24 protein-coding genes and 1 tRNA gene are annotated in these 26334 nt (G+C 66.5%); 10 read left to right on the forward strand and 15 right to left on the reverse strand.

Translation table 11 applies throughout. From position 1 onward, the window contains the following. Positions 1-52: 52 nt before the first annotated feature. Both G6N59_RS05135 and G6N59_RS05140 read right to left on the reverse strand, forming a co-directional pair. Entirely contained in the window at positions 53-1267 is a 1215-nt protein-coding gene (locus tag G6N59_RS05135) for a branched-chain amino acid ABC transporter substrate-binding protein (RefSeq protein ID WP_138231095.1), read from the reverse strand. Positions 1268-1475: 208 nt separating this feature from the next. Continuing rightward, positions 1476-2108: a two-component system response regulator PdtaR gene (locus tag G6N59_RS05140; RefSeq protein WP_138231096.1), complete on the reverse strand. Its 633-nt coding sequence runs from the start codon at positions 2106-2108 to the stop codon at positions 1476-1478. A 98-nt stretch (positions 2109-2206) separates the two neighbouring features. Between G6N59_RS05140 and G6N59_RS05145 the strand changes: the two genes are divergently transcribed. From G6N59_RS05145 to G6N59_RS05155, 3 genes are all read left to right on the forward strand, one after another. Beyond that, positions 2207-2283 (forward strand) — tRNA-Leu (locus G6N59_RS05145). A gap of 23 nt (positions 2284-2306) precedes the next feature. Beyond that, positions 2307-2579 carry a hypothetical protein gene (locus G6N59_RS05150; protein WP_138231097.1) on the forward strand — a complete coding sequence of 91 codons (273 nt, stop codon included), beginning with the start codon at positions 2307-2309 and terminating at the stop codon, positions 2577-2579. Between the two features lie 6 nt (positions 2580-2585). Further along, the gene (locus G6N59_RS05155; protein WP_138231098.1) at positions 2586-3122 is read left to right on the forward strand and encodes a hypothetical protein; all 537 of its coding nucleotides are present in this window, start codon (positions 2586-2588) and stop codon (positions 3120-3122) included. Between the two features lie 48 nt (positions 3123-3170). Here the strand turns inward: G6N59_RS05155 and G6N59_RS05160 are convergent, their stop codons facing one another. Continuing rightward, complete coding sequence (locus tag G6N59_RS05160; protein WP_163910988.1) at positions 3171-5222, reverse strand: glycoside hydrolase family protein; 2052 nt, start codon at positions 5220-5222, stop codon at positions 3171-3173. A gap of 530 nt (positions 5223-5752) precedes the next feature. On the opposite strand from G6N59_RS05160, the gene G6N59_RS05165 reads away from it, so the two are divergent. Continuing rightward, positions 5753-7117 carry an adenylate/guanylate cyclase domain-containing protein gene (locus tag G6N59_RS05165; protein ID WP_138231099.1) on the forward strand — a complete coding sequence of 455 codons (1365 nt, stop codon included), beginning with the start codon at positions 5753-5755 and terminating at the stop codon, positions 7115-7117. Here G6N59_RS05165 and G6N59_RS05170 read toward each other — a convergent pair. From G6N59_RS05170 to G6N59_RS05190, 5 genes are read right to left on the reverse strand one after another with little or no spacing between them, the layout of a single operon-like run. Beyond that, positions 7090-7746, reverse strand: coding sequence for a response regulator (locus G6N59_RS05170; protein WP_138231100.1), 657 nt, complete (start codon positions 7744-7746; stop codon positions 7090-7092). The genes G6N59_RS05165 and G6N59_RS05170 overlap by 28 nt on opposite strands. Continuing rightward, positions 7739-8899 (reverse strand): MacS family sensor histidine kinase, encoded by a 1161-nt coding sequence (gene macS / locus G6N59_RS05175; protein ID WP_138231101.1) that lies wholly within the window; start codon positions 8897-8899, stop codon positions 7739-7741. The genes G6N59_RS05170 and macS overlap by 8 nt, the downstream gene beginning before the upstream one ends. Then, the gene (locus tag G6N59_RS05180) at positions 8899-9651 is read right to left on the reverse strand and encodes an amino acid ABC transporter ATP-binding protein (protein WP_179970328.1); all 753 of its coding nucleotides are present in this window, start codon (positions 9649-9651) and stop codon (positions 8899-8901) included. The genes macS and G6N59_RS05180 overlap by 1 nt, the downstream gene beginning before the upstream one ends. 5 nt (positions 9652-9656) lie before the next feature. Next, positions 9657-10583: an amino acid ABC transporter permease gene (locus G6N59_RS05185; protein ID WP_138231103.1), complete on the reverse strand. Its 927-nt coding sequence runs from the start codon at positions 10581-10583 to the stop codon at positions 9657-9659. A 1-nt stretch (position 10584) separates the two neighbouring features. Further along, positions 10585-11496 (reverse strand): ABC transporter substrate-binding protein, encoded by a 912-nt coding sequence (locus tag G6N59_RS05190; RefSeq protein WP_138231104.1) that lies wholly within the window; start codon positions 11494-11496, stop codon positions 10585-10587. 199 nt (positions 11497-11695) lie between these two features. Between G6N59_RS05190 and G6N59_RS05195 the strand changes: the two genes are divergently transcribed. The 6 genes from G6N59_RS05195 (at position 11696) to G6N59_RS05220 (ending at position 18556) form a co-directional block, all read left to right on the forward strand. Then, positions 11696-12301, forward strand: coding sequence for an HdeD family acid-resistance protein (locus G6N59_RS05195; RefSeq protein ID WP_407665871.1), 606 nt, complete (start codon positions 11696-11698; stop codon positions 12299-12301). A gap of 142 nt (positions 12302-12443) precedes the next feature. Then, positions 12444-13892 carry a cytochrome ubiquinol oxidase subunit I gene (locus G6N59_RS05200; RefSeq protein WP_138231106.1) on the forward strand — a complete coding sequence of 483 codons (1449 nt, stop codon included), beginning with the start codon at positions 12444-12446 and terminating at the stop codon, positions 13890-13892. A 12-nt stretch (positions 13893-13904) separates the two neighbouring features. After that, complete coding sequence (gene cydB / locus G6N59_RS05205) at positions 13905-14951, forward strand: cytochrome d ubiquinol oxidase subunit II (protein ID WP_138231107.1); 1047 nt, start codon at positions 13905-13907, stop codon at positions 14949-14951. A gap of 35 nt (positions 14952-14986) precedes the next feature. Continuing rightward, complete coding sequence (gene cydD / locus G6N59_RS05210; protein WP_179970329.1) at positions 14987-16594, forward strand: thiol reductant ABC exporter subunit CydD; 1608 nt, start codon at positions 14987-14989, stop codon at positions 16592-16594. Further along, on the forward strand, positions 16581-18107 hold the full coding sequence (locus G6N59_RS05215) for an ATP-binding cassette domain-containing protein (RefSeq protein ID WP_138231109.1): 1527 nt from the start codon (positions 16581-16583) through the stop codon (positions 18105-18107). The genes cydD and G6N59_RS05215 overlap by 14 nt, the downstream gene beginning before the upstream one ends. Continuing rightward, complete coding sequence (locus G6N59_RS05220; RefSeq protein ID WP_138231110.1) at positions 18104-18556, forward strand: DUF4190 domain-containing protein; 453 nt, start codon at positions 18104-18106, stop codon at positions 18554-18556. Before G6N59_RS05215 ends, G6N59_RS05220 begins: the two co-directional genes overlap by 4 nt. A 45-nt stretch (positions 18557-18601) precedes the next feature. Here the strand turns inward: G6N59_RS05220 and G6N59_RS05225 are convergent, their stop codons facing one another. The 7 genes from G6N59_RS05225 to trpB all read right to left on the reverse strand — a co-directional run bounded on the left by G6N59_RS05225 (position 18602) and on the right by trpB (position 26324). Beyond that, a complete protein-coding gene (locus G6N59_RS05225; RefSeq protein WP_138231111.1) occupies positions 18602-19462 on the reverse strand; it encodes an acyl-CoA thioesterase II in 861 nt (286 codons plus the stop codon). A 43-nt stretch (positions 19463-19505) separates the two neighbouring features. Then, positions 19506-20924, reverse strand: a complete 1419-nt coding sequence (gene pyk / locus G6N59_RS05230; RefSeq protein ID WP_138231112.1) for a pyruvate kinase — start codon at positions 20922-20924, stop codon at positions 19506-19508. A gap of 95 nt (positions 20925-21019) precedes the next feature. Continuing rightward, a complete protein-coding gene (locus G6N59_RS05235) occupies positions 21020-21418 on the reverse strand; it encodes a DUF2752 domain-containing protein (RefSeq protein ID WP_138231113.1) in 399 nt (132 codons plus the stop codon). A gap of 188 nt (positions 21419-21606) precedes the next feature. Next, the gene (locus G6N59_RS05240) at positions 21607-22203 is read right to left on the reverse strand and encodes a TetR/AcrR family transcriptional regulator (protein WP_234884307.1); all 597 of its coding nucleotides are present in this window, start codon (positions 22201-22203) and stop codon (positions 21607-21609) included. A 115-nt stretch (positions 22204-22318) separates the two neighbouring features. Continuing rightward, positions 22319-24268 carry a prolipoprotein diacylglyceryl transferase gene (lgt, locus tag G6N59_RS05245; protein WP_138231115.1) on the reverse strand — a complete coding sequence of 650 codons (1950 nt, stop codon included), beginning with the start codon at positions 24266-24268 and terminating at the stop codon, positions 22319-22321. Beyond that, positions 24265-25056, reverse strand: a complete 792-nt coding sequence (trpA, locus tag G6N59_RS05250; RefSeq protein WP_138231116.1) for a tryptophan synthase subunit alpha — start codon at positions 25054-25056, stop codon at positions 24265-24267. The genes lgt and trpA overlap by 4 nt, the downstream gene beginning before the upstream one ends. Further along, the gene (gene trpB / locus G6N59_RS05255) at positions 25053-26324 is read right to left on the reverse strand and encodes a tryptophan synthase subunit beta (protein ID WP_138231117.1); all 1272 of its coding nucleotides are present in this window, start codon (positions 26322-26324) and stop codon (positions 25053-25055) included. Before trpB ends, trpA begins: the two co-directional genes overlap by 4 nt. Positions 26325-26334 lie beyond the last annotated feature (10 nt).

Consider the following 26334-nt stretch of genomic DNA (forward strand, 5'->3'; position numbering starts at 1 on the left):
AACGAACGACGCGCCCGGCACGGGGTCCGGACGCGTCGTCGTCTGCAGGTTCCTACTGGACCTTGTAGACCCAGATCAGGTTGGTGGTCAGCTCGCCCTTGTTGTTCCACTGGTACTTACGGGCCACACCCTGACCGTCGTACTTGGTGACGAAGTCCAGCAGCGCCGGCCGGGTAACCGCACCCGAGTCGATGCCCTTGACCAGGATGGTGCCCAGGTCGTAGCCCTCGGTGCTGTAAGTGCCGGGCTCCTGCCCGAACTTCTTGGTGTACTCCTCCGCGAACTGCTTGCTCGCCGGTCCACATGGGCAGGACAGGATCGCGCCCTTGGCGGACTCCCCCGCCTGCTTGACGAACTCCGGATCCTTGGTGCCGTCGGCACTGACGAACGTCGCGGTCACCCCACCGTCCTTGAGCTGCTGGACGAACGTCGCGGCCTCGGCGTAGTACCCGCTGTAGAAGATCGCGTCCGGTGCCGCGCCCTTGATCTGGGTGACTGCCGCCGAGAAGTCCTTGTCGCCCTTCTTGACCGAGATGTTGCAGGCCGAGTCCGCGACCGGTCCCAGCGTCGTGCGCACGGCGGTGGCCAGGCCCAGTCCGTAGTCGGTGCTGTCGTCGACGACGCAGACCTTCTTGTACTTGAGCGTGTTCTTCAGGTAGTTCGCGACCGACGGACCCTGCACACCGTCATTGGCCAGGCCGCGGAAGAAGGTCTTCCAGCCGTTCTCGCTCAGAGTCACGTTGGTGGCCGACGCGGTGGCGGCGACCAGGCCGGCCTGGTCGAAGACCGTGCCGGTGGCCTTCGTCTCGCCGGAGAACGCGGGGCCGACCAGGCCGATGGTGAACTTGTCGTCGACGATCTGCGGCGCGACGGCCGTCGCCTTCTGCGGGTCACCTTCGGTGTCGAAGGTCTTGAGCGTCACCTGGCAGCCCGGGTTGGCGGCATTGTGCTTGTCGATGGCCAGCTGCACGCCGTCCTTGATGTTGATGCCCAGTGCGGCATCCGGGCCGTTGAGCGCACCGGCCATGGCGATCGAGACCGGCGGGCAGGTGGCCTTGCCATCGCCGGCCGGATCAGCCGGGGTCGCGCCGCCTGCAGCCTTGATCTCCGCACCGTTCTCGTCGATCTGCACCTGCTCGACGATCTTGAGATTCGAGCCTGCCGCGCCGCTCTGCTTCGGATCAGACTGGCTGCAGCCCGCCAGACCGAACACGATCAGACCGGCACTGCCGACTGCAAGAGCATTCCGAGCTACGCGACTGCGCACGCTTCACCTCCGGGTCATGGTTACCTGGCACCGGACGTCGTGCTGACTCTTCGCAGGTGAAGTCCGACGTCCGCTACTTCGCGTAGACAGTAACCAACCGGGAGCGGCGATACCTGTTGTTGAGCGATGCTCGCCAACGTCGTGTTCGACGGACCTGTGGAAATGCTGCGGCCCGAAACACAGAGTTAACGGGTGGCCGCTGGGCGGCTCAGCCCGCTGACGGCTCTGTCGTCTCCGCGGCCGGCGGATCCAGCGTCTCGACGACGACCTCGGCGACACGCTTCATCGTGGTGCGACGGTCCATGGCAGCCCGCTGAATCCACTTGAACGCCTCAGGTTCGGACATGCCCTGCTTGGTCTGCAGGATGCCTTTGGCGCGCTCGACCAGCTTGCGAGTCTCGAGCCGGTCGGAGAGCGAGAGGACTTCCTTCTCCAACGCCCTCAGCTCACCGAAGCGGCTGACGGCGACCTCGATGGCCGGCACCAGATCAGTGATGGAGAACGGCTTGACCAGGTACGCCATGGCTCCCGCGTCGCGCGCCCGTTCGACCAGCTCACGCTGCGAAAACGCGGTGAGGATCACGATGGGCGCGATGCGCTTCGCGGCGATCTCAGAGGCGGCGTCGATGCCGTCGCGGCGCGGCATCTTCACGTCCATGATCACCAGGTCCGGCTTCAGCTTCTCGGCGAGTTCCACGGCCTCCTGGCCGTCGCCGGCCTCGCCGACGATCTCGTAGCCCTCCTCGCGGAGCATCTCCGCCAGGTCCAGCCGGATGAGCGCCTCATCCTCGGCCACGAGAACACGGCGCGGTGCGACGGCATCAGTTGTTGGACCAGTCATCACCACATTGTCGCGTGAGGCGCGCCCGGAGGCGACCTCGGGGCGCGGCGTGGCCGCCAGAATCACATCAACTATGGTGGTACACCGCACCGCGAAACGCCCTCGTATCCCAACTGGCAGAGGAAACGGATTCAAAACCCGTGCAGTGTGAGTTCGAATCTCACCGAGGGCACCAAAACTCGCCGCTAAACTGCACGCATGGGGGCACTGCGAGTCACTGCGGATGGACTGTTCGCTGTTGCCGGACAACTCGAGCAGCATGCCCAGGCTCTGTCGGCACACATCACCAGCGGTGCACCACTGCCCGCCGGCCAATCCACCGCTGACGTCGTCGCCGAGATGCAGACGCACGTCGACGCCGCGTCCGCCGCACATGCCGAACGCATCTGGTCGGTGGCTGCCTCGCTGACCACCGCGGGTCGCGCCTACACCGAGTCCGACAGCTCGGCCTCGGCAGCGTTGGCGGAATAGCCTCCTATGCCCGAATTCGAATTGCCGACACTGGCACAGATCACCGACTGGGATGTGCAACACCTGGTCGACGCTGCCGCACAGTGGAACAAGACCGCCGACCTGTGGGAGAACTCATTCCACGATGTCTGGCAAGGCACCCTGCGCCCCGGCGGCACCACCTGGGAAGGCAGTGCCGCGGAGAACGCGCAGGACATCGCCTGGCGCGATCTGGTCAAGGTCCGCGGGTCTGCCGACGCGCTGCGGGCGGCAGCCAATGTCGCCCACACCGGCGCGGCGTCGCTCTCTGATGTCAAACGCCTGGCGCTGGGCGCAATTGACGAGGCGCGTACCAACGAATTCACCGTCGGCGAAGACCTGTCGGTGACCGAGGTGAGGTACCGATTCGTGGCCAGAGAGCGCGAGTCGCGCGAGTCCATGGCCGACGATCACGCCGCCGATATCCGGCACTTCGCCGCGAATCTCGTTGCGCTGGACCGAGATATCGCACACCGTCTGCGGGCGCTCATGTCGGGCATCGGTTCCCCGATCTACTCGGTCTGAGCGCCTCCCCGGCGCACGACACGCCGGGGAGGCTTCGCCCAGCCCCGGCTATGACCCCTGGTGCTGGTGTGCCTTGTTGTCCGTCGAGGACGTCTTGCCGCCGGCGTCGCCCTCGGACCGCCCCGTCGGCTTTGACGGCTCGCTCGCAGCCGGGGTCAGCTTGTTCACCTTGCCCGGCTTCTTGCCCGACTTGTCGTTGACGCCCGACTTGTCACTCGTGCTCGACTTGTCACTCGTGCTCGACTTGTCACTGGTGCCGGACTTGTCCTGTCCCGCAGCGTTGGTCGTCGACGTCGTGGTGCCCGACTGCCCGGTGGACGTGTCGTCGGACTTCGTCGCGCCGGCCGGGGTGCCTGTCTTGGGCGTTCCCGGTGCGGATGAATCCGGCTGCGTCGTTCCAGATTTCGGGGTGTCTGTCGATTTCGGGGGGTCCGTCTTGGAGGTGTCGGTCTCCGGGGTCGACGCGCCCGTGGTGCCGGTCGTCGATCCCTTTGTCTCGTCCGTCGACTTGGCCGGCGTCGTCGAGTCCTCGGCCTTCGGGTCCGCGGACTTTGTATCTGTCGACTTTGTGTCTGTCGACTTTGCATCTGTCGACTTTGCGTCCGTCGACTTTGCGTCCGTCGTGTCCGTCACCTTCGGCTCCACGGCCCCGGCGGCCGCGGGCTCGGCGGTGTCGACCGCCTTGACGTCACCGGCGGTGTCTTTCGACCCGACCACCTGAGCCTTCAGCTCAGTGATCGACGTGCTGGCCGCCGCGAGCTTCTCCACACTGGTCGCCGCCACCGGGGCGAGGCTCGCGGCGGTGGTCGGTTGCGCTGCAGCGGGTTTGAAGATCGCCGACAGGGCGGCGGTGATCGCGTTGACGGCATTGGCGAACGCGGTCTGCAACGACGCGGTGAACGACGCGAATGCCTGCTGAGCCTGAGCGATGGCTTGCTGAATGAACTGAATGAACGCCACGAAGGGTGACGTCACCGGATTGTGGACCATCGCATCGGCAATGGCCTTCTGGATCACGGCCACCGCAAGTTTGGGCGTCCAGTCGGTTTGGTAGATGCCGTAGCCGGTGTCGGTACCGGGAGTGCCGTCACGGGTCGTGTAGATGTACAGCGGTCCGGTGTAGGTCAGCGCCCGCCACGCGGTGATCATGTCTTGGATAAAGGCGGCCTGGCTCTGGTTGCTGGCGTCGGTCACCTTGCCGTTCGAGTCGAGCACCGTCTGGAAGCCGTACTCGGTGGCCCAGATCAACTTGGTCCCATCGCCGTTCTGCACCATGAGCGCCCGGACTCCCTCGACTTGGCTGATCGCCGTCAGCGGGATGCCCTCGCCTTGGGAGAACTTCACCAGCTGCGAGAAGTCATATGGGTGTATGGACAGCGCATCAAAAAAGCCTTGCGCTCCAGCGGCATACATCGCCGCCACGTAGGTGGGCGCCGATGCGGTCAGCCCGCCGAAGTCGAGCAGTGGAGCCAGCGCGCCGGCGATCACCGTCGCGGTCGGGTCGAGTTGCTTCAGTACCGGGTACACCGCCTTCAACAGGGCGGTGTAGCTGGTCGCGCTCATCGGCTGATAGAACGAGGCCGAATTGACCTCGTTCCAGATTTCATACGCGGAGATCGTGTTGCCGTACCGCTTGGCGACCTGAGTCATGAAGTTCACGTAGTCCTGCGGATTGGGCGCCCCGGCACCCGGCAGAGTGCCGCTGGGCGCTGCCCACAGCGGCGTGCTGCTGACCACGGCCAGCACGCCCATGTTGTGCGCGGCAGCGGCATTCATCACGTTGTCCATCAACGACCAGTTGTAACTGCCCTGGGCCATCGGTTCGATCAGACCCCACGGGACGAAGACCCTGATGTTCTGCACACCGATCGACTGCAGCTTGGTCAGAGTGGCGTCGATATCAGCCGGCGACAGTCCGTACAGACTCGAGTCGGCGATGCCGATGGTGGTATTCGAGTCATCGATCGTCGCGGTGGGTGTCACGTCGGCCGAGACCGACCGGGGCAGCGTCGGCGCCACATGGCTGTAGGTGCAGATGACGGCCAACGGCATCAACACGACGACGACTCTCAACATCAGCGCACGGACCAGACGGTTCACCGCAGTCCCCTTTCGACCTCGTCGTCGCCACTCGGCGACGACACGTAGGCAGTAATTTACTGCTTTGACAACAACAAAATGTGTACAAATAAGAAATCTGATTGAAATAGTCCGGCCGTGCTGACAAGGCAAATAAAAAGCTCGCCTAAATACTTTAGGTATGTATCGCGTTGGCTAATCAATATCAGTTTGCGAAATTGGCATGAGCAAGGGCGCTCCGTCTATCAAAGCAGCTCATAGCCATGGTCATACCTGGTGAAACATCATTCGACGCGCTCGCAGAATTTCTGGCAATTGTGATATTGATCGGAAAAGTACGCCTTCTCCCGTTGCGGCGAAGGAGGCGTGTGGGACATGAAATGTCCCACACATCGGACCGCCTAAATGGCCATAGCCACTGGCCATTTTCGGCGTACCGCGACAGTCCCGAACACCCGTACCAGAAATGGCGTGTTGGCCCCGTGTTCGCCGTCAGCAGAGGATCCGCAGGCAAGCCCCAAAGACGGCCCGGCGCGTCTACCCTTTAATCCATGGCGATCATGGACAACGCTCGCCTCGCCAGTGGCGCCGCGCCCCCGGCCAGCGCCGAGTTGGTCGCCGCCGTGCGGCGTTCGGTGTGTGTGCCGACCGCGACTGTCCGCGAATGCCTTCGCCCGGACGCCGACATCCTGAGCCCGACCGTCGCCCGCAGCCGACGAATCCTGACCCGCACCAGCCGCCTCGGTGCGATGCTCAGCCTGTTTTTCACCTTCCAGGCGTTGTCGACGGGCCCGTACGCGATGTGGATCGGCGCGGTCAATTTGGCCAGCGCAGCGCTGTTCCTGCTCGTCCCGGCGCTCTACCGGTTCGGCGAACTCGTCGCCCCGGCGGCATTCGTCCTCATCGCTTACACCTCGGTCACCGTCGTGACGATCAATGTCGGCACAGGCTCCGGAATCCTGCTGTATTTCGCCGTGGCCGGTGCCATCGCACTGTTGATCGTGGGGCTGGAGCATGTCGCGTTCGCGGCCGGTGTCGCGACGGTAGGCATCGTCACCGCATGCATCCTGGAATTCACCATCCCGGCACACACTGGCGCACAGACAGAACTGGAAAGCCGGGTGTCGTTCGTGATCACCGCGGTGTCCGCCTGCCTGATCGTGATGGCGACCGTCTGGTCCGTCCTGCGGGAGAACGCCATCGCGCAGCGCGCCATCCAGGCGGAGTATCTCCGGTCGGAGACGCTGCTGGCCAACATCCTCCCGGAGTCCATCGCGCAGCGTCTGAAAGACCCGGCACATTCGGTGATCGCCGACAAATTCGACGACGCCTCAATCCTTTTCGCCGACATCGCCGGCTACACCCAGCGGGCCAGCGACACCACCCCCGCCGACCTGGTCCAGTTCCTGGACACGCTCTACACCGGCCTGGACGCACTCGTCGACCGGCACGGTCTCGAGAAGGTCAAAACCAGCGGCGACTCCTACATGGTGGTCAGTGGGATACCCCACGGCAGGGCCGATCACCTCGAGGCGCTGGCCTGCCTGGCCCTGGACTTCGCCCACTCGGTCCGCGAACTCACCGATCCGAAGGGCCGCCCCGTACCGGTCCGCATCGGCATCGCCGCGGGTCCGGTGGTGGCCGGTGTGGTCGGCTCGCGCAAGTTCTTCTACGACGTCTGGGGCGACGCGGTCAACGTCGCGTCCCGGATGGAGAGCACCGACGTCGCCGGGCGAATCCAGGTGCCGCACAACGTATATGAACGCCTGCAGCATGCCTACGAATTCGAGGAGCGCGGCGAGATCGACGTCAAGGGCAAGGGTCTGATGCGCACCTGGTACCTGGTCGGCCGAACGTCCGAGGCCGGGTCATCGCGCGCCGACGGCGCTCAGTCCAGCCCGTGCTCAATGGCGTAGCGCGCCGCTTCCACCCGATTGGCCACCTGCAACTTTCGAAACGTCGCCTGGACGTGGTTCTCCACAGTGCGGTGGCTCAGGGTCAGGCGTTCAGCAATCTGCTTGGCGGTCAACCCTTTTGCCACGTAGCGAAGGATCTCGGTCTCCCGTTCGGTCAGCCCTGCGGCCGGGTCCGCGCCCGGCGCCTTGGCCATGCGCCGATGCTCCCCGAGCACCAGGCCGGCCAGCCCCGGCGTGAACACCGCACGCCCCGCTCCCGTCGCGCGGACGGCGTCGGCCAGCTCGGCCTTCGAGGCGCTCTTCACCAGATACCCGGTGGCACCGGCCTTCACGGCCTCCAGCACGTCGTCACGCTCATCGGAGGCCGACAACACCAGTACGCGGCTGGCGGGTGATACCGCCAGCACCTGGACGGTCGCCTCCACACCGCTGCCGTCGGACAGCCGCATGTCCATCACCACCACCTGAGGCTTGACCACCGCGGCCCGACGTCCCGCGGCCGCGACGCCGTCGGCCGTGGCCACCACCGTGAAGCCGGAATCTTCGAGATCACGGGCGACGGCGTCACGCCAGATCGGATGGTCGTCGACGACCATGACCGTCAGCTCGGCCTGGTGCGGCTCAGGCATCGGTACCTGCTGTTCTGGGCACCGTCAGCTCCCACTCGGTGCCGCCGCCCGGCGACGTCGTCAGCTCAGCCGCGCCGCCGAGCGATTCCATCCGTCCCACAATGGATTTCGTCACACCCATGCGCCCCTCCGCCGCCGCCTGCGCCAACCGTCCGTCAGCGATCCCCACCCCATCGTCGCGGATGCTCACGATGACCTGCCGCCCCAGGTCCTCGACGAGAACAAATGCCCGGGCCTCCTGGCCGGCGTGCGTCGCCGTGTTGCCCAGCACGTTGGCCACCGCGGCATCGAGTTCGCCGGCCACGGCCGCGTCGAGCAGCACCGGTTCCGGCGGCACGCTCACCGCCACCCGGTCCCCCGCACGGGCACGAAGCATTTCACCGACGTCGACCAGACCACCGGGCACCTCGTCGAGGCCGGAACTGACCAGCCGGCGCAACGACCGCTCCTGCTCGCCGGCCAGCTGCGCGAGTTCCGCTGTCTCACCACCGATCTCCCGCCCCTTGCGAGCCACGAGCGCCAGCACCTGGATAGCGCCGTCGTGCACCTGCCGGGACAACCTCTCGCGCTCGGCGGTCGCCGCGGCCAACCGGATCGCGCGCTGCAGTTCGGCGTGGGCCCGCCTGGCGGTCTGGGCGGCCATTCCGACCGCCAGGCCGACCGCCAACTCGATGACGAGTGTCGCCTGCCGCCCGAGGTTGGGATCGAAGTAACCCTTGAGCACCGCACTGGCTGCCGTGACCAGGAGTCCGACACCCATCCCGGCCACCGGTCCCAGTTGGATCGCCGCCGACAACGTCGCATTGGTGGCCCACAACGTCGTCGGCCACGACTGGTTACCGGCGATCCACGCCGGGGACGCCACCAGATCGGTCGACAACACCAGCAGTACGACCACCAGCACCTCGGTGAGCACCCAGCTTTTACGTCGACCGAAGCCGTGCAGATAGGCCACCGCGCACGCCAGGCTCCAGCCGATCAGGCCCCCGAACAGCGCCCACACGACGGCGGGGTGCTGCAGATCGTCATTCACCGCGAGCTGAAAACCGAAGGCGTACAGGCAACTGAGCAACCGGAAGCCCTGCGCCGCCCGCCACAGCGGGGCAGCCGGGTCCGGTGCTTGTTCCGGTTTCGCAACGAGGTGAACAGTCACTACATCACTTTGGACAAAAATGCCTTCGTGCGTTCATGTTTCGGGTTGGCCATCACCTCACGCGGGACGCCGCGCTCGACCACCACACCGCCGTCCATGAACACCAGCTGGTCGGCCACCTCGCGGGCGAAGCCCATCTCGTGGGTGACCACGACCATCGTCATGCCCTGCAGGGCAAGCTTCTTCATGACGCTGAGGACTTCTCCGACCAGTTCCGGATCGAGAGCCGACGTCGGTTCGTCGAACAGCATCAGCTTGGGCTCCATCGCCAAGGCGCGGGCGATCGCGACCCGCTGCTGCTGGCCGCCGGACAACTGGGCCGGATAGGCGTCGGCCTTGCTGGACAGTCCGACCTGGTCGAGCAGGTCCCGCGCACGGCTCACCGCAGTATCGCGTTTGACGCCTTTGACGTGGACCGGCGCTTCGACGATGTTCTCCAGCGCGGTCCGGTGCGGGAACAAGTTGAAGTGCTGGAAGACCATGCCGACGTCGCGGCGCTGGCGGGCGGCGTCCTTGGCCGGCAACTCGTGCAGCTTGCCGCCGCGTTCGCGGTAACCGACCAGCTGATCGTCGACGTACAACCGCCCGGCGCTCACCTGCTCGAGATGATTGATGCACCGCAGGAACGTCGACTTGCCGGAACCGGACGGGCCGACGAGCACGAGCACCTGCCCCCGATCGACCTCCAGCGTGACACCCTTGAGTACCTCCAGGGCACCGAAGCTCTTGCACACCTGTTCAGCGCGCACCATGGCCGTCATGGGTGCACTTCCCCGGTTTGGGCGAGGGCAAGCGCCTCGAGCTGTTTGGCGGTCAGTTTGCGCGACGCACCACGCGAGAAGTAGCGCTCCAGATAGAACTGTCCCACCATCAGCACGCTGGTGATGGCCAGGTACCAGGTGGCGGCCACCAACAGCAGCGGGATGGGCTGGAAGATCACGGCAGAGATGTCGCGGGTGCGGGTGTAGAGCTCGAGGGTGTACGGCACGGCCGTGACCAGCGATGTGGTTTTCAGCATGCTGATCAGCTCGTTGCCGGTCGGCGGCACGATGACCCGCATCGCCTGAGGTAGGACGGTGCGCCTCATGGTCATCCACCACGACATGCCCAGCGCGACCGACGCCTCGGTCTGCCCCTCCGGCACGGAAATGATGCCGGCGCGGATGATTTCGGCCATGTAGGCGGCCTCGTTGAGGCCCAGGCCGACGAAGGCCATCTGAAACGCCAGCGACAGCCCCTGCAGCTGGATGTGGAACAGCGACGGTCCGAACGGCACACCGATCTGGATGTTCTGGTAGATCGACGGGAACAGGCCCCAGAACACCAATTGCACGTACACCGGAGTGCCGCGGAAAATCCACAGATAGCCCCACGCGACGGCACGGAACACCGGGTTGGGCGACAGCCGCATCACAGCCAGGACGACACCGAGCACCAAGCCGATCGCCATCGCATAGACGGTGAGCTGCAAGGTGTTCCACGCTGCCTCGGACACCCGCGCGTCGAACAGATACTTGACGTAGGTATCCCAGCCGTAGGCGGGGTTGGTGGCGGCACCGTAGACGAACAGGCCGGCCACGACGATGATCGCGGCCGCACCGATCCACCGCCACGGGTGCCGCAGCGGGATCGCGTCGATGGCGGCGGGACCGTGCGCGTCCGCCGCCGAGTCAGCGTTCGTCACGTCAGCTGGTGGCCCCATTGATGACCGGCTTGTCGATCATTCCGGCCTGCACGCCCCAATTGGTGGCGATCTGCTTGTACGTCCCGTTGTCGATCAGGTGCTGCAACGCCTGCAGCAGCGACTGCGCCAACGGCGAGCCCTTCTTCACGGGCCATCCGTACGGCGCTGAGTTGAACACGTCGCCGGCCTGCACCAGCTTGCCGCCCGCCTGCTTGATCGCCCACAACGTCACCGGCGAATCGGCTGACAAGGCGTCGGCCTGGCCGACGACGACAGCGTTGGCCGCCTGGTCCTGGTTGTCGAACTTCACCACATCGATCGGCGGTTTACCGGCATCGGTGCACGCCTTGGTCTTGGCGGGCAGTTCCTCGGTGTCCTGGACCGTGGTGGACTCGACCGCAACCTTCTTGCCGCAGGCGTTGTTGGGGTCGACGTGGTCTCCGGCACGCTGAGCCCACAAGCTGCCCGCGGAGAAGTAGGTGACGAAGTCGACCTGCTGCTCACGCTGCTTGCTGTCGGTGAACGACGACATGCCGACGTTGTAGGTGCCGGCCTGAATTGCCGGGATGATCTTCGAGAAGTCCGATTCTTCGCGGTAGTCGACCGTCAGGCCGAGCGTCTGCGCGATGGCGTTCATAAGGTCGACGTCGAATCCAACGACCTTGCCGTTCGGATCCTTGTATTCGTTGGGCGCATAAGGCAGGTTGACGCCCACGATCAGCTTGCCGCTGGACTTGATGGCCTCCGGCACCGTGTTGGCGATCGATTCGACCTTGGCGGCGGGAGCAGCCGATGAGCTCGTTGCGGGGGAACTCGATTCGGTGTTCTTCGCACAGCCCGACAGCGCCAATGCGCCACTGGCAGCCACCACCACCGCAATGCGCCACGCTGTGCCCCGAACGGACTGACTCACACCTGACACGTCGCCTCTTTCTTCGTGCTTCACTCTGTCCCGACCACCTGCCATGACACAGCGCCAGCGCGCATCGCTGCGCGCCTGCGTTGGGAGCACCTTATCGGCACGGTCGTCACCAAGCAGCCCAATCGCCAGTTGTCCACATCTAGAACCAGGTGAAAACCGGGATGTCCGAACTCATTGCACCCGGCGTCAAATATGTGAGACTGCGTCAATGACGACTCCAACTCCGCCAAGTCTGTTGCAGCACCTGTGGAAAACCGAGCTCATCGCGGGCGTGATCGCCGTGGCATTGGGCGCTGCCGTGTTGGCCCAGCCCGGCATCTCGGTCGCGGTAGCGGCCATCTTCTTCGGCGCCTACCTGCTCGTCACCGGCATCGGCCAGGTGGTGTTCGCGTTCAGCCTGCATGTCGCGGCCGGCGGTCGGGTGCTCGCGTTCATCAGTGGCGCCGCGTCACTGGTGCTCGCGGTGCTGGCGTTCCGCCACCTCGGCGACGCCGTGCTGCTGCTGGCCATCTGGATCGGCATCGGCTTCATCTTCCGCGGCGTGGCCACCACCGTGTCTGCGATCAGCGATCCCGGCCTGCCCGCGCGCGGCTGGAACATCTTCCTCGGCGTCATCAGCCTCATCGCCGGTTTCGTGGTGCTGGGATCGCCGATCGAGTCGATCGGCACGCTGGCGCTGGTGACCGGCATCTGGCTGGTGGTCACCGGTGTCGCCGAAGTGATCACCGCTTTCGGGATCCGTAAGGGCGCCAAGGCTGTTGACAAGGCCATCAACGACGCGACGACCAACGCCTGAGTCGGACGACCGTCTGACTATGTGTGGCCGGGCGCACGTGTGCGCCTGGCCACACTTTTCGCCGTTCGACAGGTATGGACCGTGGCCCGCATGAACTACTACAGTAAGTCGTAGACGAATCCTCCAGCTTGGGGAAGGCTCAATGGACGCACTGGACGTATCGAGGTGGCAGTTCGGGATCACCACCGTCTACCACTTCATCCTGGTCCCGCTGACCATCGGCCTCGCGCCGCTGTTGGCCGTCATGCAGACCGTCTGGGTGGTGACCGGAAACCCGGCCTGGTACCGGCTCACCAAGTTCTTCGGCAAGCTGTTCCTCATCAACTTCGCCCTCGGCGTGGCCACGGGCATCGTGCAGGAGTTCCAGTTCGGCATGAACTGGAGCGAGTACTCACGCTTCGTCGGTGATGTCTTCGGCGCACCTCTGGCGCTCGAGGGCCTGGCCGCGTTCTTCTTCGAATCCACCTTCATCGGCCTGTGGATCTTCGGTTGGACCAAGCTGCCCCGACTGGTGCACCTGGCATGTATCTGGATCGTCGCGTTCGGGGTCAACGCGTCGGCGTTCTTCATCATCTCGGCCAACTCGTTCATGCAGCATCCTGTTGGCGCGCACTACAATCCGGAGACCGGCCGGGCCGAGTTGACCAGCATCTGGGAGTTGCTCACCAACAACACCGGCATCGCGGCGTTCACGCACACGGTCGGCGGCGCGATCCTGACGGCCGCCACCTTCGTCGCCGCCATCAGCGCCTGGTGGATGGTGCGCAGCGGGAACACCGAAGAATCGCGCACGATGTTCCGCCCCGCCGCCATGCTGGGCTGTGTTATCGCGGTGGTCGCAGCGGCATCACTCGCGCTCACCGGGGACGTCCAGGGCAAGCTCATGTTCGTCCAGCAGCCGATGAAGATGGCCTCGGCAGAATCGTTGTGTCACACCGAAACCGACCCGAACTTCTCGGTACTGACCATCGGCACCCACAACAACTGCGACAGCGTCATCCACGTCATCGAGGTGCCGTACGTACTGCCCTTCCTGGCTGAGAGCAAGTTCGAGGGCGTCCGCCTCCAGGGTGTCCAGGATCTGCAGAAGGCATACGAAGCCAAGTACGGCCCGGGTGACTACCGGCCCAACCTGTTCGTCACCTACTGGTCGTTCCGCATGATGATCGGATTGCTGGCGTTCCCAGGGCTTTTCGCGCTCACGACACTGTGGTTGACGCGCAAGGGCCGGATTCCCACCCAACGCTGGCTGGGCATCTTCGCACTCGTGACGCTGCCCATGCCGTTCCTGGCCAACAGCGCCGGCTGGGTCTTCACCGAGATGGGACGGCAGCCGTGGGTGGTCGCCACCAACCCGACCGGCGACCCGAACCTGCACCTGACCATTCGGCAGGGCGTATCGGCGCACAGCGCGGGCACAGTCTGGATCTCGCTGATCACCTTCACCGCACTGTATGCGCTGCTTGCCGTCGTCTGGTTCTGGCTGATCCGCCGCTACACGCTCGAAGGGCCGCTGGAACACGACGCCGAACCGACACCACCCACCCCACCGGGCAGCGACGACGTCGCCCCACTGTCGTTCGCGTACTAGGAAGGGGCAGCCATGACACTTCAGCACCTGTGGTTCATCATCCTGGCCGCGCTCTTCGTCGGCTTCTTCGTCCTGGAAGGGTTCGACTTCGGCGTCGGAATGCTCATGGAGTTCTTCGGCCGTGCTGCCGACGGGGATCCCGACCAGCACCGCCGCGCCGTCCTGAACACCATCGGACCGGTGTGGGACGGTAACGAGGTCTGGATCATCACCGCCGGCGCGGCGATGTTCGCGGCGTTCCCCGGCATGTACGCGACGCTGTTCTCGGGCCTCTATCTGCCGCTGCTGGCCATCCTGGTCGGCATGATCGTGCGGGTCTGCGCCATCGAATGGCGCGGCAAGATCGACGATCCGGGGTGGCGCCGCTGGGCCGATATCGGCATCGCGATGGGGTCCTGGCTGCCCGCGGTGCTGTGGGGCGTGGCGTTCGCCTCGATCCTTCGCGGCCTGCCGGTCGACGCCCGCCATCAGATTCAGCTGTCCTTCGGCGACGTACTGGGTCCGTACTCCCTGCTGGGCGGTATCGCCACGGCCAGCCTGTTCGCGTTCCACGGCGCGGTGTTCGTGACCCTCAAAACCGAAGGGGCCGTGCACGATACCGCGCGCCGCTTCGCCACCCGGCTGACCGTCCCGGTGACGGTGATCGTCGCCGGGTTCGGCATCTGGACCCAGATGGCCTATGGCAACGACGTGACCTGGATCGCCCTGGGAGTCGCGGTGGTGGCACAGCTCTCGGCGGTCCGGTTGGTATGGACGCGCCGCGCCGATGGCTGGGCCTTCGCGGCGACGGCGGTGGTCGTCGGCGCCGTGGTCGTGCTGCTGTTCAGCTGCCTGTACCCGAATCTCATCCCCTCGACGCTCAACCCGGCGTGGAGCCTGACCATCCACAACGCGTCGTCGTCGCCGTACACGCTGAAGGTGATGACCTGGGCCGCGCTGCTGTTCACCCCGCTGGTGATCGGCTACCAGGGCTGGACGTACTGGGTGTTCCGGCAACGGATTTCGGCCGAGCACATTCCGGCCTCCATCGGCTTGTCCCGAAACGGCCTACCGCACTGAGCCGACCGTCGACGAATCCCCGCATGACCGCCGGTCTGCGGCGGCATCTTGCGGCCACGGTCGGCAGCGGGGTCGTCATCACCGGCGCAGCGCTCGCCGCGGCGGTGCTCACCGCACAGGTGGTGGCCGGGGTCATCACGACCCCGGCGCCGCTGTCGCACTGGGTGCCACAGCTGCTGGCGCTCGCCGCGCTCTGGGCGCTGCGGGCCGGCGCCCTGTGGTGGCAGGCCAGGCTGAGCCAACACGGCGCCACCGCGATGATCGCCGATCTCGACGCACAAGTCCTCACCGCGGTCACTGCGCTGCCACCGCACCGTCGACAAGCGGTGCGCGACGAGGCCGCGATCCTGCTCACCCGCGGTCTGGACGGATTGCGACCATACTTCACCCGCTACCTGCCCGCCGTGGTCATGTCAGTACTGCTGACGCCGGCGGCCGTGATCGTGATCGCCTGGTACGACGTGAAATCCGCGGCGGTCGTGCTGATCGCCCTGCCGCTGATCCCCCTGTTCATGGTGCTGATCGGTGTCATGACGACCGAGCGCTCGGCTGCCGCGCTCGCCGCCATGGCCACGCTGCAGTCGCGGCTGCTCGATCTCATCGCGGGCATTCCGACCCTGCGGGCCCTGGACCGTGCCGAAGGTGCGTCGCCGCGCATCACCGAACTGTCTGACGCACACCGGCATTCGGCGCTGGCCACGCTGCGCATTGCCTTCCTGTCGGCGCTGGTGCTCGAATTGCTGGCCACGCTCGGGGTGGCCCTGGTGGCCGTCGGCGTGGGTCTGCGACTGGTCAGCGGCGGGGTCACCCTGCCGGTGGCCCTGACCGTCCTGCTGCTGGCACCCGAGGTCTTCTGGCCGCTACGCCGCGTCGGCGTGGAATTCCATGCGGCCCAGGACGGCAAGGTCGCCTTCGGGCAGGCCTACCGGCTGCTGGAGGCCACGGGACAACCGGAATCGGGCACCGCGCGGATCGGGGCGCGGCCGACCATCGACCTCGAGCAGGTCAGCATCGAGGGCCGGGACGGACCGGCTCCGCACCATCTGACGTTGCGGGCGGCGCCCGGCGCGGTGACCGTGCTGACCGGCCCCAACGGCTGCGGGAAAAGCACGGCGCTGCAGGCGATTCTGGGTCTGACGACGCCTGACGCGGGCCGGGTGATGATCGGAGACGACGACCACCGCGTCGAGGTCGGCGCGCTGGACCGGCAGCAGTGGTGGCGGCAGATCGGCTGGCTGCCTGGGCGGCCGGTCCTGGTCCCGGGCACCGTGCGGCAAAACCTGGAACTGCTCGGCGCTCTCCCCGACCTCGACGATGCTTGTCGCACATCAGGATTCGACGAGGTACTGGCCACCCTGCCCGCCGGACTCGACACCATGCTGGGGCGCGGCGGCTCGGGGTTGTCGCTGGGCCAGCGACAGCGGCTGGCCCTGGCCCGGGTACTGGGCCGGCCGACCCCCGTGCTGTTGCTCGACGAACCGACCTCACATCTGAACGCCGAGCTGGAAATCCGGGTTCTGCAAGCGATCCGGTCCCGGGCCGAGGCCGGCGCGACCGTCCTGGTCGTCGGACACCGTGACGCGGTGCTGGCCATCGGCGACGAGATCGTCCGAGCCGGAGGTGATGTCCATGTCCACGGCTAGGTTCGCGTTCGCGTTGCTCCGCCCCCGGCTGCCGCGCCTGGCGCTGGCGGTCTTCCTCGGGTCAGCGGCACTCGGCAGCGCCCTCGCACTGGCCGGGGTATCGGCGTGGCTGATCACCCGAGCCGCCGAACGTCCGCCGATTCTGGAGCTGACCGTCGCGGTGGTGGCCGTCCGCCTGTTCGGCATTTCCCGTGGGGTGCTGGGTTATTGCGAACGATTGGCGTCGCACGACGTGGCCCTGCGCGCCGCCGGACGGGCCCGCACCGAGCTGTACCGGCGCCTGTGCGCCGCCCCACCGGCGACGGTGTTGCGGCTGAGCAGCGGTGAATTGGTCTCGCGCGCCGGCGCTTCCGTCGACGACCTGGCCGACACCCTGGTGCGCTCGGTGCTGCCCATCGCCGTGGCGACGGTGCTGTCGACGGCCACGGTGGTCGTCATCGCCGTCATCTCCCCCGCCGCGGCTCTCGCCCTCGCTGCCGGGCTGATCGTCGCCGGAGTGTGGGCGCCGTGGCAGGCCGCCCGCGCCGCGGCAGCCACCGAGTACCTTGCCGCAGAACACCATTCGGATCGCAACGGGGCCGTCATGCTGGCGCTTGACCACGCCGCGGAACTGGCGGTGGCCGGCCGCCTCGGCGGAGTCATCACTGCGGCCACCGAGGACCACCGCCGCTGGGGCGATGCCGCCGACCGCGCCGCCCGGCCCGCCGCTCTTGCCACGGCGGCTCCGATCCTGGCCACCGGCGCGAGTGCCATCGCCGCGGTGGCCGCCGCCATTTCGCTCACCTCGTCCGTCGCTCCCACGACGTTGGCGATCCTCATGCTGCTGCCGTTGTCGGCGTTCGAGGCCACCGGCGCGCTGCCGGCCGCGGCGGTACAGCTGACCCGGGCCCGCATCGCCATCGCGCGGCTGACCGGGATGCTGTCCGAGGACCCCACCGACCGTGTCCCTGCGGCGGTCCCACCGCTCGAACTGGCGGCCGGCGACCGGGTGGCGGTGCTGGGCGCCAGTGGCTGCGGCAAGACCACCTTGCTGCTGTCCACTGCCGGTCGCTTCCGCGAAACCGATTCACCGGCCGGATTTTTCGCCGAGGATGCCCACCTGTTCGACACCACGCTGCGGGACAACCTCCTGGTGGCCCGGGGTGATGCCACCGACGACGAACTCACCACGGCCCTGGCCCAAGTTGGCCTCGAACCCTGGCTGGCCACGTTGCCCGATGGATTGTCGACCCTGCTCGCCGGTGGGGCGGCCGCGGTCTCTGCCGGCCAGCGGCGCCGCCTCCTGCTCGCCCGCGCCCTGTTGACCGACTTCCCCGTCGTGCTCCTCGATGAGCCGACCGAGCACCTCGATGCCGCGGACAGCCATCGCCTGCTGACCGAACTTCTCACTCCCGGCGCATTGTTCGGCACCGAGCGCGCGGTGGTGGTGGCGACCCACCACCTGCCGACGGGCCTGGACTGTACGGTCCTGGACCTCAACACCAGCAACGACGGGTACCCTGCGGGGTCATGAGCATGTACCCCGGCGGCGGCTATCCCCCGCCGCCACCGCCGCCGTACGCCAACCAGGGATACGGGGCGTACCCGTCGTCTCCGCGCAACGGGGTGGGGACCGCCGCGCTGGTGCTGGGCATCGTGGGACTGCTGACCTCATGGTCGGTGGTCGGTGGGCTGCTGTTCGGCCTGGGCGCGGTGGCGTGCGGCATCGTCGGCCGCAGCCGGGTCAAGGAGGGGCTCGCCAACAACGCCGTCGTGGCGGGCGCGGGTATCGCGCTGGGCGCGCTCGCGACCGTGCTGGCGGTGGTGTTCGTCTTCGTCGTGATCGGTTTCTACCGCCAGGTCGGGTTCGGCGATTACGCCGACTGCATGACCCGCGCCGGACAGGACCAGAACGCCCAGAGCACCTGCGTCCAGGAGTTCCGCAGCCGCATCGAGAAGGAGTTCGGCGTCGCGGTCAGCTGAGCTGACAATTCGGCGACCGTCGAGGGCTAACGGTCCCGAAACCCGTTAGCCCGGAAAGTGTTTGACGATGCCTTCCTGAGTCACCGTCGCCAGCACCTGGCCGGCCCGGTCGAAGAAATGGCCGGACGCCAGACCCCGGGAGTCGGCGGCCACCGGCGACGTCGTCGAATACAGCACCCACTCGTCGAACTTGATGGGCCGGTGGAACCAGACGGTGTGGTTCATACTGACCGCGAAAATCCGGTCGTGGCCCCATGACAGACCGTGGGTGGTGATGATCGAGTCGAGCAGCGTCGTGTCCGACGAGTAGACCAGCGCCGCGGCGTGCAGTACCGGATCGTCGGGCATGGCGCCCATCGTTTTGAGCCACACTCGGTTGTGGTCGAGCCTGCCGCCCTTGTCCCGCATCACCCAGGCCGGGTCGTTGGTATAGCGCCATTCGATGGGCTTGAGCGCCTCGACGAACAGCGGAACGGTCTCCTCGTAGCCCTTCAGCAGGTCGTCAATCGTGGGCAGTGACAACGGATCCGGCACCTTGGGCGCTGCGACGGCGTGCTCGAGACTGCGCCCGCCGGCCAGGTGTGACACCAGCGCCGTCGCCAGCAGGGTGTCGCCCTGCATCACGTCGACCCGGCGGTTGGCGAACCGCCGTTCGTCGCGCAGCCGGACCACCTTGAACTCGAGGTCGCGCTCCGGGTCACCGCCGGCGATGAAGTGCGTCGACAGCGTCGTCGGCGGCAGCTTCGGCGGCACGGTGCGGCTCGCGGCGACAAATGCCTGCGCCATCATCTGGCCACCGAAGGTGCGGACCGGGTTGCGGCTCGGATGACCACCGGTGAAGGTGTCGTCATCGACCTGGGTGACGTCGAGAACCTTGAGCAGTTCCTCGAAATCCGCTGTCGTCACGTGTCGCTGTCTTCCTTCCCGCCGCTTCGCTCGCCCCGGCGTGCTAGTGGTCTTCCTCCCCGATCCGGTGCACGTGGATCAGGTTGGTCGAGCCTACTGTGCCCGGCGGCGCTCCCGCGACGATGACCACCAGGTCACCGCGCTTGTAGCGGTCCAGCTCCAACAGCGCCTTGTCGACCTCCTGGATCATGCCGTCGGTGCTGTCCATCTGCGGCACGATGAACGTCTCGGTTCCCCAGGTCAGTGCCAGCTGACTGCGCACCTCCGGCAGGTCGGTGAAGGCCAGCAGCGGCAGCGGTGTGTGCAGACGGGACAGCCGGCGGACGGTATCGCCCGACTGGGTGAACGCGACCAGCGCCTTGGCGTCCAGCCGCTCCCCGATATCGCGGGCCGCGTAGGAGATGACACCACGCTTGGTGCGGGGCACGTGGGTCAACGGCGGTGCGTCGGTGGAATTCGCCTCAACAGCTTTCACGATGCGCGCCATGGTCCGCACCGCCTCGAGCGCGTACTTGCCGACCGACGTCTCACCGGAGAGCATGACGGCGTCGGCGCCGTCGAGAATCGCGTTGGCGACGTCCGAAGCCTCGGCCCGGGTGGGCCGGGAGTTCTCGATCATCGACTCCAGCATCTGGGTGGCCACGATGACGGGTTTGGCATTCTCCCTGGCCATCTGGATGGCGCGCTTCTGCACCAACGGCACTTCTTCCAGCGGCAGTTCGACACCCAGATCGCCACGGGCAACCATGACGGCGTCGAAGGCCAGCACGATGGCCTCGAGGTTGTCGACGGCCTCGGGCTTCTCCAGCTTGGCGATCACCGGGACGCGCCTGCCGACCCGATCCATGATCTCGTGGACCAGCTCGATGTCGGCCGGAGACCGGACGAACGACAGCGCGATCAGATCGACGCCGAGCCTCAGCGCGAACTCCAGGTCGTCGATGTCCTTCTCCGACAGCGCCGGGACGGACACGTTCATCCCGGGCAGGGACAGGCCTTTGTTGTTGCTGACCGGCCCGCCTTCGGTGACGGTGCAGACGACGTCGTTGCCGTCGATCTTCTCGACCGTCAGGCCGACCTTGCCGTCGTCGACGAGCAGGCGGTCACCAGCGACGGCGTCTTCGGCCAGCTGCTTGTAGGTGGTCGACACCCGGTCGTGGGTGCCCTCGCAGTCGTCGACGGTGATCCGAACCGTCTCGCCGGTGCGCCACTCGGTGCGACCGTCAGCGAAACGACCGAGCCGGATTTTGGGACCCTGCAGATCGGCCAGCACGCCGACCGCGCGGCCGGACGCGTCCGAAGCCGCGCGCACGCTCTTGTACGCCGCCTCATGGTCAGCGTGCGCGCCATGGCTGAAATTCAGCCGCGCCACATCCATCCCAGCATCCACCAGCGCCCTTACGGTCTCGTCGGAAGACGTAGCCGGGCCGAGCGTACAGACGATTTTTCCGCGCCTATTCACGGTGCATGAGCATAGTGGATCGATTCAGATAACGGCCCGCCGGGAGCGCTGTCGGCACGACAACAGCTGTGGAACGCGGAGTTGCTGCGTGGTGTCTACTGCTGGATGAGCGTCGGCACCAGCGGAAAGCCCGGGAGATTGCGGACCACCGTCCACACCGCCATCGCCACCAGCGCCGTGACGAGTGGAGGCGTCACCGACAGCCGGCGCCGCCAGCACACGACCAGCCACGCCACCAACAATGGCAGTCCGACGAGCGCGAACACGTTGTCGACCACCGCAGCCGAGAAGTCGCCGTGCAACACGTCGTGAGTCATCCGAAGCCCACCGCACAGCGGACAGTTCCACCCCGTCACCGCCTTGAACGGGCACGGGGGAAACCCGAATCCGGGGCGGTGCGGATCAGCCAGGCCGACATACGTCAGCGCACCTACTGCCGCGGCTCCGGTGCCGGCCACCGCCGCCACGCCTCCGAGCCTGCCTGCCGACGCCATCAGTCCATGATGCCCGCCATGAGGCCGGTCCGGGATGGCGCCAGCTGATGTCCAGGGCGCTTAGGGGAAGCCGCTACGCGTGCGCGCGATGTGCAATGCGAACGTCGGTGACCCCTCGACACCGACGTTCGCCGTGAACCAGCGACAATATTGCCGTATTGTAACGGTTCGGGCAAACCCGGCGGGGTTTATCGGCGCAACTGACCGTGACGGATCAGCTCGTTGACCGAGTCTTCCCACCTGGTCAATTCCGCGTCAGAGGTGAACGACGCGGGCAGATGCCGGTCGAGGTGGCGGCGCAGGATGATCGACCCCAGGGTCAGAACCAAGGGATTCAGACCCGCCCAGACCGCATCGAGCCCGTCGACCGCGTCCCCGGTGTCGATCATCCGCTGCCACCGCTCGATGCCGCCGCGCGCCATCGCGTCGAATATCGCCATGCCACTGGGAGTTTCAGAAGCCACCGAGCGCCCCAGGTAATCCATGACCACCAAATGATCGGTGAGCAGACGGTGCACCGCCCGGCCGATCGCGGCAACCGAATCCTGTCCCGGGCTCTCGAGCGCAGCAAACATCGTTGCACTGATGAGGGTCAAGGCCACGTCGTCGACAGCCTTGATCAAACCGTCCTTGGTACCGAAATGGTGCTGCACCAACCCGACCGAGACACCGGCGGTATCCGCGACCATCTGCAACGTCGCATCGGACGTGCCTCGTTGCGCAAACACCTGTAGCGCCGCATTGAGGATGCGGTCCTGCCGAGACTGCTGCGCTCCGTCGGCCATGTCATCCACAGGGACATCCAACCACCGCACGGGCTCACGCAACCGGCGAGTCGGGAACATACCCTTTGCATGAAAGTCCAGGTTGTGCGCACTTTCGCAATGACGAAGTGCGGGCTCAGCCCTGCCGGCGCCACCAACGACGACGGGGCGCCGGCGGCTCCCACACGGGAACCCCAACCGGCTCAACCTTTTCGGTGGCTTCTGTCTTCGGCGCAGCTTCGTCGGCCGTCTCGGATTCGCCAACCGAATCGTCGGACTCTGTAGCTTCTTCCGACTCCACAACCGGCTCGCCCTCGGCAGCATCAGCGGCATCCGCAACGTCGTCGGCGTCCGCGACGTCCGTCTCGACAGCAGCCTCGTCAGCTACCTCCTCGGATTCCGGTGCCCCCTCCGACTCCACAACCGGCTCGCCCTCGGCAGCATCAGCGGCATCCGCAACGTCGTCCGCGTCCGCGACGTCCGTCTCGACAGCAGCCTCGTCAGCTACCTCCTCGGATTCCGGTGCCCCCTCCGACTCCACGACGGGCTCGCCCTCGGCAGCATCAGCGGCATCCGCAACGTCGTCGGCATCCGCGACGTCCGTCTCGACAGCAGCCTCGTCAGCTACCTCCTCGGATTCCGGTGCCCCCTCCGACTCCACAACCGGCTCGCCCTCAGCAGCATCAGCGGCATCCGCAACGTCGTCGGCATCCGCGACGTCCGTCTCGACAGCAGCCTCGTCAGCTACCTCCTCGGATTCCGGTGCCCCCTCGGACTCCACGACCGGCTCGTCCTCGGCGGCATCGGCCTCGGCCGGCTCCACCTCAGGTTCGTCGCCAGCCAGCTCTTCCGCCTCGGCGTCCGACTCGTCTTCTTCCTCGACTTCGTCGGAATCGACTGGCTCCTCGGTGGATTCGTCGCCAGATTCCTCGACGGCCGCCTCGGCATCGACGGCGTCTTCGTCGACCGATTCCTCCGCGTCCTCGGCGTCGACGGCCTGCGCGGCGAGGGCTTCGGTTTCGTCGGGCTGGGTCTCGACGGCGTCGGCCTCGTCGGCGACATCGCTGTCGGCCGCGGGTTCGACGAGGTCAGCAACCTCATCGCCATCGGTTACCGCGGCACCGCCGGCAATGACACCGGCCGCGACGGCCACCGGGACGGCCAACGCCGCAGCGCCCTCGGCGTCGACATCGGCCTCGACCTCGGCCTCGTCGGCTTGCCGGCCACCGAGCGTTGCCGGATCCTCACGGCCCCGTGGCGCCACCATCATGTAGACCACTGCGCCGATGAACACGAACGTCGAGGTGAACGAGTTGACGCGGATACCGGCGATCAGCGTGGCGGTGTCGCTGCGCATCAGCTCGACGCCGAACCGACCGACGCAGTAGGCGGCGACGTACAGCGCGAACAGCCGGCCGTGACCGAGCTTGAAGCGGCGGTCGGCCCACAGCAGGAAGAAGAAAACCAGGAGGTTCCACAGCAATTCGTAGAGGAACGTCGGGTGCACGATCTCGTAGACCTGCCCGGTCGAGACCCCGTTGAGCAAGTGCGGGTTCACCACACCGGAACCGTCGCTGCGCTGGAAGATCTCCAGGCCCCACGGCAGATCGGTCGGGCGGCCGTACAGCTCCTGGTTGAAGTAGTTTCCCAGCCGGCCGATGGCCTGAGCCAGGATCACCCCGGGTGCGATGGCATCACCAAAAGCCGGCAGCGGAATTCCGTGCCGGCGGCAGCCGATCCATGCGCCGACGCCACCGAGCGCGACCGCACCCCAGATGCCCAGGCCGCCGTCCCAGATCCGGACGGCTGCCCCGATACCTGCACCGCCCTCGGCGAAGTACGTGCGCCAGTCGGTCATCAGGTGGTACAGGCGGCCACCGATGAGACCGAACGGCACCGTCCACAACGCGATGTCGTAGATGACTCCCGGTTCACCACCGCGCGCGACCCATCGGCGATCGCCGATGATCAGCGCGGCGATGATGCCGGTGATGATGCAGAGCGCATAGGCCCGGATCGGTACTGGCCCCAAGTGCCAGACGCCCTGGGCCGGACTCGGGATGTATGCCAGCAACGATGTGGTCACGCGGAAACTTTCTGTCGTACTCCGTGGGCCAGTTCTTCGGACAAAGCTCGTACCGCGGGGATGCCGCCGTCACCGAGCGCGGATACCAACGCCGAGCCGACGATGACGCCGTCGGCGTAGGCCGCGATCTCGGCGGCCTGTTCCCGTGACCGCACACCGAGGCCGACACCCACCGGGATGTCCGACACGGCCCGCACCCGGGAAACCAACTCGGGCGCCATGTTCGACACCGCATCGCGCGCACCCGTGACGCCCATGGTGGAGGCGGCGTAGACGAACCCGCGCGAGGCCTGGACGGTGGCAGCCAGTCGCTCCGGGGTGGACGACGGCGCCACCAGGAAGATCCGGTCCAGGCTGTGGGCGTCGGAGACGCTGAACCACTCGTCGGCCTCGTCGGGGATGAGGTCGGGGGTGATCAGTCCGAGCCCGCCGGCCGAGGCCAGATCGCGCGCGAACGCGTCGACGCCCCAGCGCAGCACCGGATTCCAGTAGGTCATGACGACGGCGTGACCACCGGCGTTGCTGATGGCCTCGACGGCCTTCAACGCATCGCGGACCCGTACCCCACCCTGAAGGGCGACGTTGGTGGCGGCCGCGATAACCGGCCCGTCCATGCCCGGATCGGAGTAGGCGACGCCGACTTCGATGATGTCGCAACCGGATTCGGCCATCGCCACCATCGCGTCGATCGAGGTCTGCACGTCCGGGTAGCCGGTCGGCAGGTACCCGATCAGCGCCGAACGCCCTTCGGCCCGGCACGATTCGAACAATCCAGCCAGTCGGCTCATGACGCTTCCCCAGTCTCACCGTCCAGTAGCCCGAACCATTTCGCGGCGGTCTCGACGTCCTTGTCGCCGCGGCCGGACAGGTTCACCACGATCACCGCGGAAGGCCCGAGCTCCTTACCCAATTTCAGGGCACCCGCCACCGCGTGCGCTGACTCGATCGCCGGGATGATGCCCTCGGTGCGGCACAGCAGCCGGAACGCTTCCATGGCCTCGGTGTCGGTGATCGGCCGGTACTCGGCACGGCCGGTGTCCTTGAGGTAGGCGTGCTCGGGACCGACGCCCGGGTAATCCAAACCGGCTGAGATGGAATGCGATTCGATGGTCTGACCGTCCTCGTCCTGCAGCAGGTAAGAGAACGAACCCTGGAACGCGCCCGGGGATCCGCCGGCGAAAGTGGCTGCGTGCCTTCCGGTTTCGACGCCGTCGCCGGCCGCCTCGAATCCGACCAGCCGTACGCCCGGGTCATCGATGAAAGCGTGGAAGATGCCGATGGCGTTCGATCCACCGCCGACACACGCGGTTACCGCATCAGGCAGTCGGCCGGCCTGCTGCTGCACCTGGACCCGCGCCTCCATGCCGATGACCCGCTGGAAGTCGCGCACCATGACGGGGAACGGATGTGGCCCGGCCGCGGTGCCGAAGCAGTAATAGGTGTTGTCGGCGTTGGTGACCCAGTCGCGGAAGGCTTCGTTGATGGCGTCCTTGAGGGTCGCCGAGCCGGCCTCGACTGCCACCACGGTGCCGCCGAGCAGCCGCATCCGGGCCACGTTCAGCGCCTGCCGGGCGGTGTCGACCGCGCCCATGTAGACAACGCACTCGAGGCCGAGCAGCGCGCAGGCCGTAGCGGTCGCGACGCCGTGCTGGCCGGCACCGGTCTCGGCGATGACGCGGGTCTTGCCCATGCGCTTGGCCAGTAGCGCCTGGCCGAGCACGTTGTTGATCTTGTGAGAACCGGTGTGGTTCAGGTCTTCTCGTTTGAGAAACAGCCGCGCGCCGCCGGCATGTTCGGACAGCCGCGTCGCTTCGTACAACGGCGACGGCCGGCCGGTGTAGTGCTGCTGCAGGCGGTCGAGCTCGTCGAGGAAGGTCTGGTCGGTGCGGACCTTGTCGTAGGCCGCGGTGACCTCTTCGATGACCGCCATCAGCGCCTCGGGCACCAGGCGACCACCGTAGGCACCGAAGTGCCCCTTGGCGTCGGGGTCGTGGCTTGTGGCTTCGGCTACCGCCGCGCTCATCCGCGGCAATTCAGTACCAGTGCGATCAGACATGAGAACTCAG

Source organism: Mycolicibacterium aubagnense (assembly GCF_010730955.1).
In the GTDB taxonomy this organism is placed as follows: domain Bacteria; phylum Actinomycetota; class Actinomycetes; order Mycobacteriales; family Mycobacteriaceae; genus Mycobacterium; species Mycobacterium aubagnense.